Source organism: Rhodococcus sp. IEGM 1372 (genome assembly GCF_030056835.1).
Classification (GTDB): Bacteria; Actinomycetota; Actinomycetes; order Mycobacteriales; family Mycobacteriaceae; genus Rhodococcoides.
On sequence record NZ_JASHKS010000004.1, the window covers coordinates 208395 to 226424 of the forward strand.

Consider the following 18030-nt stretch of genomic DNA (forward strand, 5'->3'; position numbering starts at 1 on the left):
TGAGGAGTCATAGTTCAGATGAGTTCGGATGGATCGACCGGCACACCGTCCGAGTCGGGCGGCCGAGTGGGTGGACGGTCGAGCCGCCCCAGGCCTACCCGTGCACGACCCACCCGACAGCGACCGGCCCGTACGGTCGCGCTGCCGACTCTGCTCGCCGCGGCGGTGGAAAAGAACCCGGACGGTACCGCGGTGGAGTTCGGCACCCGGTCGCTCACCTATCGGGAGATCGACTCCCGGTCGTCCAGGCTCGCCCGGCTGCTCATCGAACGCGGGGTCGGTCCCGAGGATTTCGTGGCTCTGGCACTGACCCGTTCGATCGAATCGGTCACGGCCGTGTGGGCCGTGGCGAAGACCGGTGCTGCTTTCGTGCCCATCGACCCGAATTACCCGGCCGCCCGCATCACGCACATGGTGAACGACTCCGGCGTGCGAATGGGTGTCACTGCAACACAATTCGAGGACACGATGCCGACGTCGGTGTCGTGGATCAGCCTCGACTCGTCCGACACCGAAGGCGCACTCCAGGGGTTCTCCGACGATCCCGTCGTAGCGGAAGACCGACGGGCACCGATTCGCCCGTCCACGCTCGCGTACGTCATCTACACCTCCGGCTCGACCGGTCTGCCGAAAGGCGTCGCCGTCTCCCACGCCGGACTGGCTCCGCTGACCTCCACTCAGGTCGAGACCTACGGGCTGGACTCCGATTCGCGCACACTGCATTTCGCGTCCCCCAGCTTCGATGCATCCGTGCTGGAGCTACTGATGGCCGTGGGCGCAGGGTCGACGATGGTCATAGTCCCACCCGGCGTCTACGGCGGTTCCGATCTGGCTGACATGCTCCGCCGCCACCGCGTCAGCCATGCGTTCATCACCCCGGCAGCGCTGGCCTCGCTCGACCCGGCTGAGGTTCCCGACATGCGAGTGCTCGCGATCGGCGGCGAGGCATTCACCTCGGAGCTGATGTCGAAGTGGGCACCGGGCAGACGGTTTCTCAACGTGTACGGCCCGACCGAAGCGTCGATGGTGTGCAACATCTCGCCGCCGTTGAACGCCGGCGAAACCGTGCTGCTCGGGCCGTCCACCAAAGACATGGGCTACCACGTGCTCGACGACCGGTTGCGGCAGGTACCGGCCGGGGTGCCGGGGGAGCTGTATCTGACCGGTGCCGGCCTTGCGCGGGGTTACCATCGAAGATTTGCGCTGACCGCGGCGCGATTCGTAGCCAATCCCTATGCAGCCGAGGGCATCTCGGATCAGAGTCGACTGTACCGCACCGGTGACCTGGTGCGGTGGCGGGAAGTGGCGTCCGGACGTGCCATCGAATATTTGGGCCGCAACGACTTTCAGGTCCAGATCCGAGGCTTCAGGATCGAACTCGGTGAAATCGACGCCGTTCTCACAGCGCAGGACGGGGTCGATTTCGCTGTGACCCTCGGTCACCGCAGTCCTACTGGCGCAACCGTTCTCGCAGCCTACGTACTGCCGGTGGCAGGGGCGGACGTCGACCTGGACCGGGTGCTGGACGAGGCCGGGCGGAGTCTGCCCGCGCACATGGTGCCCTCGGTGATCACGCGGATCGATACGATCCCGCTGACTCCCACCGGCAAGCTGGACCGAGACGCACTGCCGGAACCGGTGTTCGAGGCCACGGAGTTCCGGGCTCCGTCGACCCCCACCGAACAGGCGGTAGCAGAGATATTCGTCGAGCTGCTCGGAGTCGAACGAGTCGGTGCAGGCGACGACTTCTTCGCGCTCGGCGGCAACTCGCTGATCGCCACCAAACTCGCCGCGCGACTGGGTTCGGCTCTCGGCGTGCACGTGCCCGCGCGTTCTGTGTTCGAGTCGTCCACCGTCGAGGCGCTCGCGAACGCAGTCGACTCGGTCGACGCTCCGGTCCGGGCCCAGCTCGACGCCTCGAGGGCTCGGCCGCAACACATTCCGCTCTCGTCCGCTCAGCAACGCATGTGGTTTCTGAACCGACTGGACACCGCGTCGGCGCTCAACAACGTGCCGGTTGCTCTGCTGCTGCGCGGTTCCCTCGACATCGATGCGCTGCAGGCCGCCGTCCTCGATGTGGTCGGTCGCCACGAATCGTTGCGCACCATCTATCCCGACATCGACGGCAGCGGCTATCAGCAGGTGCTCGACGAGGCCGATGCGCAGGTCGACACGGCCGCGGTTTCCGTCACCCGTGACAGCGCCTTGGCCGACGTCACCGAATTCTTCAGCCGTGGATTCGACGTGACGGTCGAAATTCCGTTCCGCGTTCGGCTGTTCGAGGTCACCGACCCCGCCGGTCCGATGCCGGAGTACGTATTGGCCTTCGTGGCACACCACATCTCGGCCGACGGGCTGTCGATGGCTCCGCTGTCTCGGGACGTGATGACGGCATATCTCGCGCGACGCAGTGGATCGGCACCGCAGTGGACGCCGCTGCCGGTTCAGTACGTCGACTACACGCTGTGGCAACTCGACATGCTCGGTTCCGAATCGGACCCGAAATCCGTCGCCAGCAAGCAGATTCAGTACTGGCAGCACGCACTCGACGGCCTACCCGAACAACTGGATTTACCCGCCGACCGGCCGCGCCCCCGAGTCGCGTCGGGACGAGGGGCGGTGGTGTCGTTCGATATCGATCCCGAGCTGCACACCCGAGTGGTCGAATGCGCCCGGGCCAACGAGTCGACCCCGTTCATGGTGGTGCACGCCGCGTTGGCCGTGTTGCTGGCGACACTGTCGGGTACGGGCGACATCGCCGTCGGAGCGCCGGTGGGTGGCCGTGGTGACGCGCGGCTGGACGATTTGGTGGGCATGTTCGTCAATACGGTGGTGCTTCGAACCCCTGTTGACTCGGGTGCCTCGTTCGTCGAGGTTCTCGACACGGTACGTACGGCCGACCTCGAGGCGTTCGACAACGTCGACGTTCCCTTCGAGCGTCTGGTCGAGGTACTCGATCCGGTGCGTTCGCAAGGACGACACCCACTGGTGCAGGTTGCACTGTTCTTCCAGAACTTCTCGCAGGGTTCGTTCGAGCTGCCCGATCTCGCCGTCGAGGCGTTCGGGTCCGGCGTGGCATCGGCCAAGTTCGACCTCCAGGTGACGTTCACCGAGCGGGGCGACGGCGCAGGGCTCGCCGTCGAGTTGATGTACGCCACGGATCTGTTCGACGAGCCGACAGTGACGTCCTTCGGGCACCGGCTGGTGGCCGTTCTCGACTCCGTGACCGCTCGACCCGAACTCGCGGTCGGCGACATCGACGTTCTCGATTCGGCTGAGCGTGAACAACTCTCGTTGCGGGGCAACGGCAGCGCGGTGGCTGTCGATTCGGACGAGGTGCTGCTGGATGGTTTCGACCGGGTGGTGGCCGAGTCGCCTGATGTGGTGGCGTTGGTGTTCGGCGAACAGTCGTTGACGTATCGGGAGTTCTCGGACCGGGTGGATGCGACTGCGTGGTTGTTGCAGGAGCACGGTGCCGGGCCGGGTGTGTCGGTGGGGTTGGCCATGCGTCGATCGATCGAGCTGGTGGTCGGCATGTATGCCGTGCTGCGGTCCGGTGCGGCGTACGTTCCGGTGGATCCGGATCAGCCGTCCGAGCGAAACGACTACATTCTCGACACGGCGTCGCCGGTTGTCGTTCTGTCGACGGCGCGAGACGACTTCGCCACGGGGACAGCGATTCCGGTTGTCGACATCACGGATCCGCCGCCGCCGGTCGGGTCGGTGGCATTCCCTCGTGCCTCCGGTGTCGATCTCGCGTACGTGCTGTTCACGTCCGGGTCGACAGGTCGGCCGAAGGGGGTGGCCGTCGAGCATCGTGCCATCGTCAACCAGATGGTGTGGATGGCGCAGGAGTACGGTCTCGACGCGTCGGACGTCTACTTGCAGAAGACGGCTACGACGTTCGACGTGTCGTTGTGGGGGTTCTTCCTGCCGCTGCGTACCGGGGGTCGGTTGATCGTGGCGGCCCCGGGCGCGCAGCGCGACGTGGAGGCCGTCGCGGCCGAGATCGCCCGTCATGGTGTGACGGTGACAGATTTCGTGCCGTCGATGCTCACGGTGTTCGCCGAATCGGTTGCTGCACAGTCCATCTCTTCGCTTCGGCACATCTTCGTGATCGGTGAGGCGTTGCCCGCGCGGACCGTGGATACGTGCCGCGCGGTGTCGGATGCTCGGGTGCACAACTTGTACGGACCGACCGAGGCGGCGGTGAGTGTCACGTATCGCGACGTCTCCGAGGACGTCGGGGTGGATGGCTCGGTCTCCATCGGGGTGCCGGAGTGGAATACCTCTGTCCACGTTCTCGATTCGCGGTTGCATCCGGTGCCTGCGGGTGTGCCGGGCGAGCTCTACCTCGCCGGGGTGCAGTTGGCTCGGGGTTACGTTGCGCGGCCGGACCTGTCTTCGGAGCGTTTTGTCGCGAACCCGTTCGGCGATGCTGGGGCGCGAATGTATCGCACCGGCGATCTGGTTCGGTGGTCGATGGATGGCGGGCGGCTCGAGTACATCGGTCGGACGGACTTCCAGGTCAAGTTCCGTGGGCAGCGAATCGAGTTGGGGGAGATCGAGACTGCCTTGACGGCGTCTCCGGCGGTGAGTCAGGCCGTTGTGGTGGTTGCGCAGTTGTCGGTGGGGGAGTCGTTGGCGGCGTACGTTGTGCCCGCGGTCGGAGCCGACATCGAGGTCGAGGCGGTCCGGTCGGAGTTGGGGTCGGCGGTGCCGTCGTACATGGTGCCGTCCGCGTTCGTGGTGCTCGACGCGTTGCCGCTCAATGCGGCGGGCAAGCTGGACCGTCGGGCGTTGCCTGCCCCGGAATTCGAGATCCGCGAGTTCCGCGCTCCGCGGACACCGGTCGAGGAATCGATCGCGGCGGTGTATTCGGACGTCCTGGGAGTCGAGCGCGTCGGGTTGGACGACGACTTCTTCGCGTTGGGTGGCAACTCGCTGCTGGCGGTCAAGTTGGTGTCCAAGCTCGGAGCGGCCGTGGGCGGGCCGATACCGCTGAACTGGTTGTTCGTCGACGCGTCCGTGGCCTCGCTCGCCGCGCGGATCACCGCAGCGACAGCGTCGCCTGTCGAGGGGGCCGAATCCAGCGGGCTGGACACATTGATTCCCCTTCGGATCGGTGGTTCCGCGTCACCGCTGTTCTGCATCCATCCCATCGTCGGGCTCTCCTGGGCCTTCGGAGGATTGTCGGCGTACCTGGGCGAAGATCGTCCGATCTACGGGTTGCAGTCACCTGCCCTCTCCGGTGCCGAACCCCTGCCGGAATCCATCGAACAGTGGGCCGCCCTGTTCGTCGACAGGATTCGCAGCGTGCAGCCGTCCGGCCCGTACCACCTGCTCGGTTGGTCGATGGGCGGATCGATCGCGCACGCCATGGCTGTGCAACTGCAGCACGAAGGCGAGTCGGTAGCAACGCTGGCGATGATGGACTCGTTCGTCGCGGGCAGGACCGACCACCTCGTGGACCGCCCCGTGTCGGCCGGAGAGATGCTCGGCGGCCTCGGCCTGGGAACAGACTCCGATATCGAGATCGGAGAGCTCACGGTCGATTCCGTGGCGGAACTGTTGGCATCGATGCCTGCTCCGTTCGACGCGATATCCCGCGAACGGATAGCCGGCATACTGGACGGGATCGCCCGCTCGGCGGAGCTGATCGACTCGTACGTGCCACGGACATTCGTCGGGCGGTCGATCCTCTTCGCGTCGGTCGTCGACGATCCGACCGGAACCGTTGCAGCGTCGACGTGGGAGGACGCGGTCGACGGGGGCGTGAACGTGGTGCCCGTGCATTCCACCCACTGGCAGATGGCGTCGCAGTCTGCGCTCGCCGAAATCGGACCGGTGTTGCAGTCCGAGTTGGACCGGTAGACCGTCGAACACGACCGGGGCCTCACGACGTGATGTCGTGAGGCCCCGGTGGTGAAGGTTCGTGCTGTGTCAGCAGGGTGCAGGCGTCGTCGCTGCGTAGTCGGGATCGAGCGCCGACTTGACCATGTACAGAGGCACAGGGTCGGTGACGAGGCCGATGTGCGATGTCGTGGCGGCCGGGCACACGTCCTGGACCCAGACGTTGTGCACCGTCGACGGATCACCCGACCGGAGGAAGGTGTTCCCCGGGGGTGTCGACACCGTGTCGTTGCGTGTGGCGACGACGGTGTACTCGACTCCCGGTTGGACGTCACCGCCGTCGTTCAGGCTCGTCAACGTCGTCGAACCGACCAACTGCTGTGCACCGGCCATGTTGTACGTCAACGGGGTGAGCGCGTCGCCGGGGAGTCCGAGCGAGGTCAGCAGTTCGGAGAGCTGCTGCAATCCGCCGAACGTCGTCCCGTGGTTGGTGGCACCGAGGGTGACCAAGGTGTGAACCTTGTTGCGGGCCGGGTCCTGCGGATCGGTGCCGCCGTCGAATTTCATGTACTGGCGTGAAGAAGTACCACCCTGTGAATGGCCGACGAGATCGACCTGTTCGGCACCGGTGGCGGCAAGTACCTCGTCGACGAAGCGGCCGATCTGACGTCCCGACTCGGCGATGTCGCCCGAACCCCAGATGGTGGTGCTCGGATCGAGCAGGAGCGAGACGCCACCGTAGTTGGGGGCGAAGACGCAGTACCCCTCGCTCTTCAACTGTGGTGCGAGTGTCTTCCACGTCGACGCATCCATCTTGGTTCCGTGTACGAGAACGACCGGGCGCGGATGGGCCGCACTGGGTACGCAGCCGAAGTCGTTGGCACCCTCGAGTACGGGGGTGGCCGACACCGAGGTGCCGGTGGGAGAGGGTGCTGCGGTCGCCGTTCCCGCCCCGGTCAAGCCCAGGGCACCGGCGACGGCGGCAGCAACCGCCGTGGGCAGCACTCGGGAAAGCGTGTTCGACATGGCCTCGATCTCGTGTGAAGGCGTGGGACGCGCCGCCGGTTTCGGCAGGCCTGTGTTGTCGACCGTAACATCGGTCATCCATCCGTTACAGTCGCGCGGATCAAGACTGCAGGCCGGGTGGGTCGGTGAGCCAGTGGGTGTGTCCGACGTCACCAGCTGAACGCGCGATAGGCAATGCCCCCGCGAATTTCGCCGACCCGGATGACGAGAGCCCTCGACCAGTGACCACGGGCCAGCCCGGTCCATGCCGTCGGTAGCAGCGGATTGCGAACCAACAGGGCTGTCCACCACGACAGGACCGTACGAACTTTCATGGCCGGGCACCCCTGGGGCCGATAGATTCCCCGCAGCTTGGCGAAGCCGAATCCGAGCCGGAACGACTGGCGCAGCATGGGTCGGAGCTCGGCGCGCAGTCTGTAGGCCACGACAGTGTCGGTACTGAAACCGAGGGTGTAGCCGGACAGTTGCGCGCGCCAGCAGAATTCGACGTCCTGGCTGGCCCTGAACCGGTTGTCCATGCCACCGACATCGCGATAGACCGACGCCCAACAGGCCATGCTGGCCCCGATGGCGAACGGCAGGAAATCCGTACGGCCCTGGTTCTCGGGCGGTGTGGTCGGAGTCCAGGACAGCGCTCGCGCACTGTTCAACGTGTGCGTCTCCACTGCGGTACCTGCCACGTCGAACGTCCGAGCCAGTTCGGCGAGCGTTCGTAGCCACGACGGATGCACCACGTCGTCCGCGTCGCAGAACATCAACAGGTCGCCGGAGGCGCTCTCGGCACCGCGATTGCGTGCGTGCGCCGCACCGACCTGCTGTGACGCGTCTACGCAGGTCAACTGCAGTCGATCCCGCAGGGGATGCGAAGCGACGTGATCGCTGACTCGTCCGTCGCCTGCATTGTCCGAAATCAGAACCTCGAACGGATGGTCGACATCTTGCTCCGCCAACGCCTGCAACTGGGCGTCGAGCAGGGGATCCAACGAGCCCACAGGAATGATCACCGAGATCGACGGATGTGCGGAGTGCGCATGCTTCACGACGTCACCTCCGTTCCGGGCCGTGGGTCGACCGGAGCCACTTCGATCAGCCGTCCGACGACGCCTTCTTGTAGCCGCGAATTGCCGGGATCAGAAACACTGCTGCCATTCCGAGCGACCACGCGAGAGTCTGCAACACCGGTGTCAGGACCGGACCACCCATTGCCAGGTTTCGCATTGCATCGACCGCCACCGACATCGGCTGCGCCGCGACGACGGGCTGAAGCCATGGTGGGTAGGCCAGCACAGGTACGAAGCCGGCGTTGAAGAACATGAGAAGAGTGGCGAAGATCGACACGACTTCGACCAGGGGTGCGTCGCCGGCGACGGTGGCCAGGAATGTCACCATGACCGCGAACCCGATACCGAACACGATCGGCACCAGAATCAACAAGATGCCGGCCGGAATTCCCTGGGTGAATCGGAACCCCATCGCGACACCCGCCAAGGTGATGACGATGGTGGTGACGAGCACTCGAACTGCTTCGGCGATCATCCTGCCCAGCAGACCGGCGGCACGGTGCGTCGGTGTCGTCCAGAACCGTGACAGCAAACCCGATTTGCGTTCGCCTTTGAGACCGACAGCACTCACGATCGATCCGAACATGGCTCCGACGAGAGCGATCATCGGCACCTGGCCGTAGATCGCCGGCGCACCGGTGGCCGCCGAAATCGAGTTCCCGAGTACGACACGGAACATGACCAGCATCAAGGCGGGGTACAACAACGCCTGGATCATCGTCGACGGATCGCGCATCCATCGCATCAACAGACGCTTGGCCTGGATCAGACTGTGGGTCCAGAGGGCACGGACAGACCTCTCGCCCAGGACCATGTTGGGTTCGGGGAAGGTCAAGCCGGACACGCGGGTCGTGTTCACCGACGCTTCGGACATCGTCATGTCGGACTCTTCACTCTGGCCTGGAGCTCGCCCAGATGGCGAGCGGTACGAAGAACAGGATCAATCCGGTCACCCACGCGAGCGACGGCCACAACACCTGGAAGGTGACTCCTCCTTCGGCCATATCTCGCATTGCGAAGGAGAACTGCGAGATGGGCTGGTTGCGTACGAACGGTCGGATGAGTTCCGGGAATCCACTTTCCGGAACGAACCCGCACGACGCCATCCCGAGAATGAGCTGGGGGAGGGTCAACACCTGGCTGGTTGCTTCGGGACTCTTCGACAGAGTTCCGATCGCATCGGCCCCGATCGACAACGTGGTGCTGATCAGCATGGCGAGTGCGCAGAACAACAGGGCCTGACCGAACCCTGCCGTGAAGCGAAAACCGATGACATAGCCGAAACCGAGGGCGGATACGAGCGAGACCAACGAGCGGACGACACCGCTCGAGATTCGTGCCACGAGTGGCACGCCCCGTACGACGGGCATGGTCTTCAACCGTGAGTTCAGACCACTCATCGCCTCGGCCGAGGCGCGCTGTGCCGCCGAGATCGCGGTGAACGCCATGGCCTGCAACACGATGATCGGCATCAGGAACTGGGCGTAATCGATGCCCTGCAAACCCATGACGAACTTGAGAGGCAGATAGAAGCCGACGGTGAAGATGAGCGGTGCGATGACTGCGACCAGCAACTCGCCCTTGGTCAGCATGGTCCACAGTGCGCGGCCGGTGAGGGCCTGCCACTGCACGAACCCCGACGGCTTCGTCCTCGACCGCCGCTTCGGCTGCTGAGCGGTCGAACCGACATCGGCCCGTTGGACGGTCCTGGCCTTCGAATCGGCGACGCCTCGCGTAGTGGCCGTCACGGTGTGGTGCTCGTCTGTGAGTGCCCGGTGAGGGTGAGGAACACGTCATCGAGCGACGGGCGGCGCAGGGCAATGTCGGCGAGCACGATTCCCCTCGCATCGATACGGCGCAGAATCTCCGACAGCGTTGCCGCGCCGTCGGGTGCGGGAACGGAGAGCCGGTCCGAGGCAGCAGTGATCTCGGCGTGAACTGCAGCGGGGACCATGTCGCCCAGGGCTTCGGCGGCCGCACGGAGTTGGCCGGGATCGAGGGGAACGACCTCGCAGTAGCTTCCTCCGGTCATGGCCTTGAGATGGTCCGACGTGCCCTCTGCGATGACCGTGCCCTTGTCGATGACGATGATGTTGTCGCTCAGAACGTCTGCTTCTTCGAGGTACTGCGTCGTCAACAGCACGGTGATGCCCTGCGCCTTGAGTGCCTCGACCAGCGACCAGACTCCCTGCCGACTGCGTGGGTCGAGTCCGGTGGTCGGCTCGTCCAGGAACACGACCTCCGGCCGCACGACGAGGCCACAGGCGATGTCGATGCGGCGACGCATACCACCCGAGTAGCCGCGCACGGGGCGCTTGCCGGTATCGGAGAGGTCGAACTCGTCGAGCAGCGCCTTGGCGCGGGCCTTCGCGGCCTTCTTGTCCAGACCCATCAGACGACCGAAGAGCTCGATGTTCTCCCGGCCGGACAGTGTGTCGTCGAGGGCCGCGTACTGCCCGGTCATCATGATCGAGCGGCGTACTGCCGGAGCGTCGGTTGCGACATCGTGACCCGCCACGAAGGCTCTGCCGCTGTCGGGTGCGATCAGGGTGGAGAGCACCTTCACGGTCGTCGTCTTGCCTGCACCGTTCGGGCCGAGAATGCCCAGAACTGTTCCCCGCTCCGCGGAGAAGCTGATGCCGCGCAACGCTTGCACATCGCCGAAGGACTTGTGTACGTCCTCCACGTGTACGGCTGCGTGTTGAGCTGACGACATCGAATCTCCGAGCTGTCGGGGGGAGTGGTGGGACCGGACCCCGTGGAGTCGAGGGCCACTACTTGATAGCGAAATTCGCCGTGGATGTTACGTGGAGGGGCGTCGTTGCGTGAGTTCCGCAGTCAGCCCCAGTCGATATCGATACTGTTCTCGACGTCGAGTTTTCGGCACAGAGACCGCAACCCGCTGTAGTCCTGAACCAACGCGCGCCGGCTCTTGTCCTGCTCGACATCGGCGAGCATCGACTCGGCTCCCAGCACGCCTTCGAGTTCGAGAATGCGTCCCCAGGTGGAGAAATCGCTGCTCGAGAACGCGTCCATGCCATCGACGAGGCCGTCCAGGAACTTCTGCCGGTCGTCGGGACCGAGTCGCTCGAAGACGATCGCGGCCATGTCGTCGGCGATGGACGCATGGCAGTACTCGTCGCGGTTGTGCAGCTTGACCGTTGCCCGATTGATGGGCTGAATGACGTCGTCGTCCTCGATCAGGTCCAGGTACGACGTGATGGAGATCTCTGCAACCGTCATGAACGCGAGGGAGCTGATCGCGGCCGACCAGGGGTCGTCACTGTTCGCCTGTGCCGCGCGTTGCCGGCGCACGGTGGAGCTGAACGGCAGAGAGCGTTCCGACAGGGCCCAACCGCGTCCGCGCCTGGTGGCTGCGCTCGCGTTGAGGTGCATGAGGGTGTGGTACTGCTCGTCCACCATGGCCTGGGTCACCGCAACTGCGAGGGTGTCACCCATCCCGGTCTCGAACACGTCTTGCGCCAGCAGGGCGAAGCCGGGATGAACGACATGCTGCTCGACGTCCATCACGTTCTTGTTGAACGCGATCCAGCCCCACGCCCGAAGTCGATTCTGTTGCTCGGGAGTGGCACCGGTGAAGGTGTCGTGCTCACCGAACGGGATCAGAGCGTCGGGGAAATCCTGCTTGGCGACGTCGAACAGATCGTCCAGTTCGGGTTCGGGCTTCTTGACCGTCGCGCGTTGTGACCAGTTCTTCGCCAACCGCGCGACGACGGCGCTCTCCACGACATCGGTGGAGTCGAATTCCGGCAACGACGGTTGCTCCAACATCGCGTGCCCCCGCTTTCCGCTCGTCCGACTGCGGCTATCGGTTACCGCCGCTGCCTCGAACGATACCGAACATCTCCGCACACAATGCTCGATACCGATCGCCGTTCCCGCCCAGAGCGGCTTCGGCCTGCGTCAACAGGCGAGCGAAGTCGGCCTCGGAGCCGGAATCGACGGTCTCGCTCACCGTCTGCGTCGCTCGATGCAGCGCCGCCCTGGCATCGGCGGCGTGCGGATTGCCTGCCTGTACGTCCCAGTAGACCTCGGGTTCACCGCCGGTGATGCGCGCCAGCACCGCGAGCATCGTCGCGTGTGGGGGAGGCGCAACGGCGTCGATGTCGACGAACGGAAGGTCCAGTTCGGCCAGAGTCAGGCCGAACGCCAGCACACTGGCGTGTGTCAGCGCCTGCGTCGCGGCGGCGAGGCGATCATGGCGTGCAGCGTCGAGGAGCACTACTCGACCGCCCCACCGCGAGATTCCCTCGATGAAGAGATCCACCGGCGGGCCGGGTCGGTGCACGACGGCGGCGACGGGACGTCCGGCCATTCCGAGCGACGGGGCGAACATGGGATTGATTCCCACCACGGCACCGATCGGACGTGCGCCCTGCACATGGCGCGAGAAGCCGGACTTGACCGACAGGGTCTCCACCAGCAGAGCGTCGGGCCGCAGCGCAGACAGGTCCGCCGCCAGCGCCACGGATTCGGGCAACGCCAGAATGACCGTCGCCGCACGTGCCAGCACCGCTGCGAGCTGTTCGTCGGGCGCAGTGATGTCACCGACCGTGACGGGAAAGGCGTCGGGACCGTCGTGGATGTCGACGACGGTGACCGAAGCGCCGTCACCGCGCAGCAGGTCGACCATCAGACGTCCGACCGCTCCCGAACCTCCGACCACAATCACGGAGTTGTCGGGCTCCGACCGCGTCACCGAGTTCATCGGTCGAGTATGTCAACGAGATGCGGCAGAGACCCAGATGGTGATGTCCGCGTGCACCACCTCCACGCCGGCTGTGTCTCGGATCGCGACCGGCACGACGATGTCGATGCCATCGGTGACCGTCCCGAAGTCGGGGAGATCGTCGAGTGCGGCGACCGCGCGCGGTGATGTGGTGGCCTTCGTCAGATACTGGACCGTCATCGATTTGGGGATCCATCGGTGCGAGGTGGGGACGGTCGCCTCGGCGAGCATGCCCATCGCGACCTCGGCGAGGTTGCAGGCCGCGATGGCGTGGAAGGTGCCCAGGTGGTTTCGAATGCCGAACCACTTGGGGGCAGTGACCTCGCAGCGCCCCGGCTCGAGCGCGACGACACGGGGCAGTACGGATGCGAAGTACGGAACCCGTAGGCACATGCCGACAGAGAAGAGGGTGGAGCCGATACCGTTGTTGGGTAGCTTCGACCAGGCGCGATACGTGGCGCCGGTGGTGTTCTCGACGGTGGTCATGGCGCTACCTTACTGCTCGGTAAGGTAGCGCGGTGACGATCGATCGGCCCCGAGTTGATCTGATGCCCGGTCTGCGGCATACTGGTCGGGTTGCCTGGACACGGGACGCGCATGCGTGCGGCCTGACACAGGTGAGTTGGCCGAAAAGCCGACTGAGCAAGAACATGAGACCAGCGCTCCACGTGAGCGCGTCCGGAACACCAGCTCGATCGGTGCGGATTTCGTTGGATTCGGATGGTTGAAGCGAAAGTTTCAGCCCAGAAGAATGAGCGGAATCGCGACACGCCCGAGCGCGTGGACCGGAGAACCATGACAGATGAAGAGCGGCAACGGAATCAGGTCACGCCTGGTCGTCAACGTTTTTCACTGTCGTGTGTGCACGAAGGCAGTTCGAGTCGGTGGGTTTCCCACGGCTCGGGGACTGTGCAGACGAGGTGGAGCAGGCCGAACGGCCCGTTCTACGACCAAGCGGCAAGAAAAGGACACTAAGCGTGGCGGGACAAAAGATCCGCATCAGGCTCAAGGCCTACGACCATGAGGCGATCGACGCGTCAGCGCGCAAGATCGTCGAAACGGTCACCCGTACGGGTGCCCGCGTCGTCGGACCGGTGCCGTTGCCGACAGAGAAGAACGTGTACTGCGTCATCCGTTCGCCGCACAAGTACAAGGACTCGCGCGAACACTTCGAGATGCGTACTCACAAGCGGCTCATTGACATCCTCGACCCGACACCGAAGACGGTGGACGCGCTCATGCGCATCGACCTCCCGGCCAGTGTCGACGTCAACATCCAGTGAGCGCGGAGACAACGATGACTGATAACAAGAACCGGCCTGCAACAGGAATTCTGGGCACCAAGCTCGGAATGACCCAGGTCTTCGACGAGAACAACCGCGTCGTTCCGGTGACCGTGATCAAGGCAGGCCCCAACGTGGTCACCCAGATCCGCACCCAGGAACGTGACGGCTACAGCGCCGTCCAGGTCGCATTCGGTGCGATCGACCCGCGCAAGGTGAACAAGCCCACCACCGGCCAGTTCGAGAAGGCAGGTGTCACGCCGCGTCGCCACATCGTGGAGATTCGCGTTGCCGACGCCTCGCAGTTCGAGGTCGGCCAGGAGCTCACCGCTGCAGTGTTCGAGGACGGCGCTTACGTCGACGTCACCGGCACCAGCAAGGGCAAGGGCTTCGCCGGAACCATGAAGCGTCACGGCTTCAAGGGTCAGGGCGCGAGCCACGGTGCACAGGCCGTGCACCGTCGTCCCGGATCCATCGGTGGCTGCGCAACGCCCGGTCGCGTCTTCAAGGGAATGCGCATGTCCGGACGTATGGGTGGCGACCGCGTCACGACGCAGAACCTCTCGGTCCACAAGGTGGACAGCGAGAACGGTCTGCTGCTGATCAAGGGAGCGATCCCGGGCCGTCGCGGCAACGTCGTGATCGTCAAGTCTGCATTGAAGGGTGGTGCACGGGCATGACCAGCCTCGAGAAGAACACCGAGACCAAGCTGACGCTCGATGTCAAGGAAGCCGGCGGCAAGACCAACGGCACCGTCGATCTCCCCGCGGAGATCTTCGACGCTCCGGCGAACATCGCGCTGCTGCACCAGGTCGTCATCGCACAGCTGGCAGCTGCTCGTCAGGGAACCCACTCCACGAAGACTCGTGGCGAGGTTCGCGGCGGCGGCAAGAAGCCGTACCGGCAGAAGGGCACCGGCCGCGCCCGTCAGGGCTCGACCCGCGCTCCTCAGTTCGTCGGCGGTGGCACGGTCCACGGACCGCAGCCGCGCGACTACAGCCAGCGGACCCCCAAGAAGATGAAGGCCGCCGCATTGCGCGGAGCCCTCTCGGATCGGGCCCGCAGCGAGCGTCTGCACGTCATCACCGAACTGGTTGCCGGACAGGTTCCGTCCACCAAGGGTGCGAAGACGTTCCTCGCCGAGATCTCGGACCGCAAGAAGGTCCTGCTCGTCGTCGGCCGCGAGGACATCGCAGCCTGGAAGAGCGTTCAGAACCTGGACGGCGTGCATCCCATCGCACCCGACCAGCTCAACACCTACGACGTGCTCAACGCCGATGATGTCGTTTTCAGCGTGGAAGCGCTGAACACCTTCATCGCTGGGCCTGCAAAGAACGAGGAGGCAAGCAAGTGACCACGATCGCCGATCCCCGCGACATCTTGCTGGCACCGGTCATCTCCGAGAAGTCCTACGGACTGATCGAAGAAGGCACCTACACGTTCCTGGTGCACCCGGACTCGAACAAGACGCAGATCAAGATTGCCGTCGAGAAGATCTTCGACGTCACCGTGACCAGCGTCAACACGATGAACCGTCAGGGCAAGCGTAAGCGGACCCGGTTCGGTTACGGCAAGCGCAAGGACACCAAGCGCGCGCTCGTAACGCTCTCCGCCGACAGCAAGCCCATCGAGATCTTCGGAGGTCCGGTCGCGTAAGCGACTGGGACTCTTCGGATATAGAGGACGAGAAGACTCATGGCAATCCGTAAATACAAGCCGACAACCCCGGGCCGTCGTGGCTCCAGCGTTTCCGATTTCGCTGAGATCACGCGTTCGACCCCCGAGAAGTCGCTGATCCGCCCGCTGCACGGTCGCGGTGGACGTAACGCACACGGTCGTATCACCACCCGGCACAAGGGTGGCGGTCACAAGCGTGCGTACCGTCTCATCGATTTCCGTCGTAACGACAAGGACGGCGTGCCGGCCAAGGTCGCTCACATCGAGTACGACCCCAACCGCACCGCGAACATCGCACTGCTGCACTTCGCAGACGGCGAGAAGCGCTACATCGTCGCACCCAAGGGCATCGCCCAGGGCTCGCCGATCGAGCAGGGTGCCAATGCCGACATCAAGCCCGGCAACAACCTGCCCCTGCGCAACATCCCGACGGGTACGACCATCCACGCGGTCGAGCTCCGTCCGGGTGGTGGCGCCAAGATGGCCCGCTCCGCCGGAGCGAGCATCCAGCTCCTCGGTAAGGAAGGCCCCTACGCCACGCTGCGTATGCCGTCCGGTGAAATCCGTCGCGTCGACGTGCGCTGCCGCGCAACCGTCGGCGAGGTCGGCAACGCCGAGCAGTCGAACATCAACTGGGGCAAGGCCGGCCGCATGCGCTGGAAGGGCAAGCGCCCGACCGTTCGTGGTGTCGTGATGAACCCGGTCGACCACCCGCACGGTGGCGGCGAGGGCAAGACCTCCGGTGGACGCCACCCGGTCAGCCCCTGGGGACAGCCGGAAGGCCGTACCCGCAAGAACAAGGCGAGCGACAAGCTGATTGTCCGTCGTCGTCGTACCGGCAAGAACAAGCGCTAGGAGGGAGTTCAGAATGCCACGCAGCCTGAAGAAAGGCCCGTTCGTAGACGATCACCTCCTCGCGAAGGTTGACGTCCAGAACGACAAGGGAACCAAGCAGGTCATCAAGACCTGGTCCCGTCGATCGACAATCCTGCCCGACTTCATCGGTCACACTTTCGCCGTCCACGACGGTCGCAAGCACGTGCCGGTGTTCGTGTCCGACTCCATGGTCGGCCACAAGCTCGGGGAATTCGCACCGACCCGCACGTTCAAGGGTCACATCAAGGACGACCGGAAGGCGAAGAGGCGATGACCAACTTCACCCCCACCGCCAATCCGACTGCCAAGGCCGTAGCGAAGCACGTTCGCGTCACGCCGATGAAGGCACGTCGCGTCGTGGATCTGGTTCGCGGGCGCTCCGTCGAGGACGCGCTCAACATCCTCAAGTTCGCGCCGCAGGCAGCGAGCGAGCCGGTCGCCAAGGTGATCGCCTCCGCAGCGGCCAACGCCGAGAACAACCTGGATCTCGATCCCAGCACACTGATCGTCGCCACTGCATTCGTCGACGAGGGTGCAACCCTCAAGCGATTCCAGCCGCGCGCTCAGGGCCGGGCATTCCGGATCCGCAAGCGCACCAGCCACATCACGGTGATCGTCGAAAGCCTGCCCAAGACCGGCGGAACGTCTCGCAACCGTCGTAAGGGCCAGGCGTCCAAGGAAGGGGCTCAGTAGTGGGTCAGAAAATCAACCCGCACGGCTTCCGCTTGGGTATCACCACTGACTGGAAGTCGCGCTGGTACGCAGACAAGCAGTACTCGGAGTACGTCAAGGAAGACGTCGAGATCCGCAAGCTTCTTGCCACCGGCATGGAGCGCGCAGGCATCGCGAAGGTCGAGATCGAGCGCACCCGTGACCGTGTTCGCGTGGACATCCACACGGCACGTCCGGGCATCGTCATCGGTCGTCGTGGCGCCGAGGCCGACCGCATACGCGGAGCTCTCGAGAAGCTGACCGGCAAGCAGGTTCAGCTCAACATCCTTGAGGTCAAGAACGCCGAGTCCGAGGCTCAGCTCGTGGCCCAGGGTGTTGCCGAGCAGCTCAGCAACCGCGTCGCATTCCGTCGCGCAATGCGTAAGGCCATCCAGTCGGCCATGCGTCAGCCGAACGTCAAGGGCATTCGTGTTCAGTGCTCCGGCCGTCTCGGTGGTGCCGAAATGTCTCGCTCGGAGTTCTACCGCGAGGGACGCGTTCCCCTGCACACGCTCCGTGCCGACATCGACTACGGACTGTACGAGGCCAAGACCACCTTCGGCCGCATCGGCGTGAAGGTCTGGATCTACAAGGGCGACATCGTCGGCGGACGGCGTGAACTCGCTGCCGCTGCGGCTCCGGCCGCCGGTGCAGACCGTCCCCGTCGTGAGCGTCCCACTCGTCCGCGTCGCAGCGGTGCCTCGGGCACCACGGCGACCAGCACCGAGGCCGGCCGCGCGGCATCCGCAACCGAGGCTCCGGCCTCGACCGAGCCCACTCAGGAGGGCTGACG

Annotated in this window: 17 protein-coding genes; 9 read left to right on the plus strand and 8 right to left on the minus strand. The window is 64.8% G+C overall.

The features are described from left to right. Positions 1–18: 18 nt before the first annotated feature. The gene (locus QM590_RS07290; protein ID WP_269594373.1) at positions 19–5874 is read left to right on the plus strand and encodes a non-ribosomal peptide synthetase; all 5856 of its coding nucleotides are present in this window, start codon (positions 19–21) and stop codon (positions 5872–5874) included. A 69-nt stretch (positions 5875–5943) separates the two neighbouring features. Here the strand turns inward: QM590_RS07290 and QM590_RS07295 are convergent, their stop codons facing one another. The 8 genes from QM590_RS07295 to QM590_RS07330 form a co-directional block, all read right to left on the minus strand. Further along, positions 5944–6879, minus strand: a complete 936-nt coding sequence (locus tag QM590_RS07295) for an esterase/lipase family protein (RefSeq protein ID WP_411741305.1) — start codon at positions 6877–6879, stop codon at positions 5944–5946. A gap of 149 nt (positions 6880–7028) precedes the next feature. Beyond that, on the minus strand, positions 7029–7919 hold the full coding sequence (locus tag QM590_RS07300; RefSeq protein WP_269594375.1) for a glycosyltransferase family 2 protein: 891 nt from the start codon (positions 7917–7919) through the stop codon (positions 7029–7031). Between the two features lie 46 nt (positions 7920–7965). After that, positions 7966–8820, minus strand: a complete 855-nt coding sequence (locus QM590_RS07305; protein ID WP_149405330.1) for an ABC transporter permease — start codon at positions 8818–8820, stop codon at positions 7966–7968. A gap of 10 nt (positions 8821–8830) precedes the next feature. Further along, a complete protein-coding gene (locus QM590_RS07310; RefSeq protein ID WP_149405331.1) occupies positions 8831–9688 on the minus strand; it encodes an ABC transporter permease in 858 nt (285 codons plus the stop codon). Continuing rightward, positions 9685–10656, minus strand: coding sequence for a daunorubicin/doxorubicin resistance ABC transporter ATP-binding protein DrrA (locus QM590_RS07315; RefSeq protein ID WP_068051396.1), 972 nt, complete (start codon positions 10654–10656; stop codon positions 9685–9687). The genes QM590_RS07310 and QM590_RS07315 overlap by 4 nt, the downstream gene beginning before the upstream one ends. A gap of 122 nt (positions 10657–10778) precedes the next feature. Beyond that, positions 10779–11732, minus strand: coding sequence for an AurF N-oxygenase family protein (locus tag QM590_RS07320; RefSeq protein WP_269594376.1), 954 nt, complete (start codon positions 11730–11732; stop codon positions 10779–10781). Between the two features lie 34 nt (positions 11733–11766). Further along, the gene (locus QM590_RS07325; protein WP_269594377.1) at positions 11767–12669 is read right to left on the minus strand and encodes a prephenate dehydrogenase dimerization domain-containing protein; all 903 of its coding nucleotides are present in this window, start codon (positions 12667–12669) and stop codon (positions 11767–11769) included. Positions 12670–12681: 12 nt separating this feature from the next. After that, entirely contained in the window at positions 12682–13176 is a 495-nt protein-coding gene (locus QM590_RS07330) for a hotdog fold domain-containing protein (RefSeq protein ID WP_269594378.1), read from the minus strand. A gap of 491 nt (positions 13177–13667) precedes the next feature. On the opposite strand from QM590_RS07330, the gene rpsJ reads away from it, so the two are divergent. From rpsJ to rpsC, 8 genes are read left to right on the plus strand one after another with little or no spacing between them, the layout of a single operon-like run. Beyond that, positions 13668–13973 carry a 30S ribosomal protein S10 gene (gene rpsJ / locus QM590_RS07335; protein ID WP_003938093.1) on the plus strand — a complete coding sequence of 102 codons (306 nt, stop codon included), beginning with the start codon at positions 13668–13670 and terminating at the stop codon, positions 13971–13973. A gap of 14 nt (positions 13974–13987) precedes the next feature. Continuing rightward, positions 13988–14653 (plus strand): 50S ribosomal protein L3, encoded by a 666-nt coding sequence (gene rplC, locus QM590_RS07340; RefSeq protein WP_027496309.1) that lies wholly within the window; start codon positions 13988–13990, stop codon positions 14651–14653. After that, a complete protein-coding gene (gene rplD, locus QM590_RS07345; protein ID WP_008718317.1) occupies positions 14650–15327 on the plus strand; it encodes a 50S ribosomal protein L4 in 678 nt (225 codons plus the stop codon). The genes rplC and rplD overlap by 4 nt, the downstream gene beginning before the upstream one ends. Further along, positions 15324–15629 (plus strand): 50S ribosomal protein L23, encoded by a 306-nt coding sequence (rplW, locus tag QM590_RS07350; protein WP_027496310.1) that lies wholly within the window; start codon positions 15324–15326, stop codon positions 15627–15629. Before rplD ends, rplW begins: the two co-directional genes overlap by 4 nt. A 39-nt stretch (positions 15630–15668) precedes the next feature. Further along, complete coding sequence (gene rplB, locus QM590_RS07355; protein WP_008718311.1) at positions 15669–16505, plus strand: 50S ribosomal protein L2; 837 nt, start codon at positions 15669–15671, stop codon at positions 16503–16505. A gap of 13 nt (positions 16506–16518) precedes the next feature. Then, positions 16519–16800, plus strand: a complete 282-nt coding sequence (rpsS, locus tag QM590_RS07360) for a 30S ribosomal protein S19 (RefSeq protein WP_008718309.1) — start codon at positions 16519–16521, stop codon at positions 16798–16800. Continuing rightward, positions 16797–17219, plus strand: coding sequence for a 50S ribosomal protein L22 (gene rplV / locus QM590_RS07365; RefSeq protein WP_037188319.1), 423 nt, complete (start codon positions 16797–16799; stop codon positions 17217–17219). The genes rpsS and rplV overlap by 4 nt, the downstream gene beginning before the upstream one ends. After that, positions 17219–18028: a 30S ribosomal protein S3 gene (gene rpsC / locus QM590_RS07370; protein ID WP_027496312.1), complete on the plus strand. Its 810-nt coding sequence runs from the start codon at positions 17219–17221 to the stop codon at positions 18026–18028. The genes rplV and rpsC overlap by 1 nt, the downstream gene beginning before the upstream one ends. The last annotated feature ends 2 nt before the right edge of the window (positions 18029–18030 follow it).

What these genes read in the sequence shown, in the direction of transcription:
- QM590_RS07290 (WP_269594373.1), top strand. Translation starts at nt 19, where the DNA reads ATGAGTTCGGATGGATCGACCGGCACACCGTCCGAGTCGGGCGGCCGA.
- QM590_RS07295 (WP_411741305.1), bottom strand. Translation starts at nt 6,879, where the DNA reads ATGTCGAACACGCTTTCCCGAGTGCTGCCCACGGCGGTTGCTGCCGCC.
- QM590_RS07305 (WP_149405330.1), bottom strand. Translation starts at nt 8,820, where the DNA reads ATGACGATGTCCGAAGCGTCGGTGAACACGACCCGCGTGTCCGGCTTG.
- QM590_RS07315 (WP_068051396.1), bottom strand. Translation starts at nt 10,656, where the DNA reads ATGTCGTCAGCTCAACACGCAGCCGTACACGTGGAGGACGTACACAAG.
- QM590_RS07320 (WP_269594376.1), bottom strand. Translation starts at nt 11,732, where the DNA reads ATGTTGGAGCAACCGTCGTTGCCGGAATTCGACTCCACCGATGTCGTG.
- QM590_RS07325 (WP_269594377.1), bottom strand. Translation starts at nt 12,669, where the DNA reads ATGAACTCGGTGACGCGGTCGGAGCCCGACAACTCCGTGATTGTGGTC.
- QM590_RS07330 (WP_269594378.1), bottom strand. Translation starts at nt 13,176, where the DNA reads ATGACCACCGTCGAGAACACCACCGGCGCCACGTATCGCGCCTGGTCG.
- rplC (WP_027496309.1), top strand. Translation starts at nt 13,988, where the DNA reads ATGACTGATAACAAGAACCGGCCTGCAACAGGAATTCTGGGCACCAAG.
- rplD (WP_008718317.1), top strand. Translation starts at nt 14,650, where the DNA reads ATGACCAGCCTCGAGAAGAACACCGAGACCAAGCTGACGCTCGATGTC.
- rplB (WP_008718311.1), top strand. Translation starts at nt 15,669, where the DNA reads ATGGCAATCCGTAAATACAAGCCGACAACCCCGGGCCGTCGTGGCTCC.
- rpsS (WP_008718309.1), top strand. Translation starts at nt 16,519, where the DNA reads ATGCCACGCAGCCTGAAGAAAGGCCCGTTCGTAGACGATCACCTCCTC.
- rplV (WP_037188319.1), top strand. Translation starts at nt 16,797, where the DNA reads ATGACCAACTTCACCCCCACCGCCAATCCGACTGCCAAGGCCGTAGCG.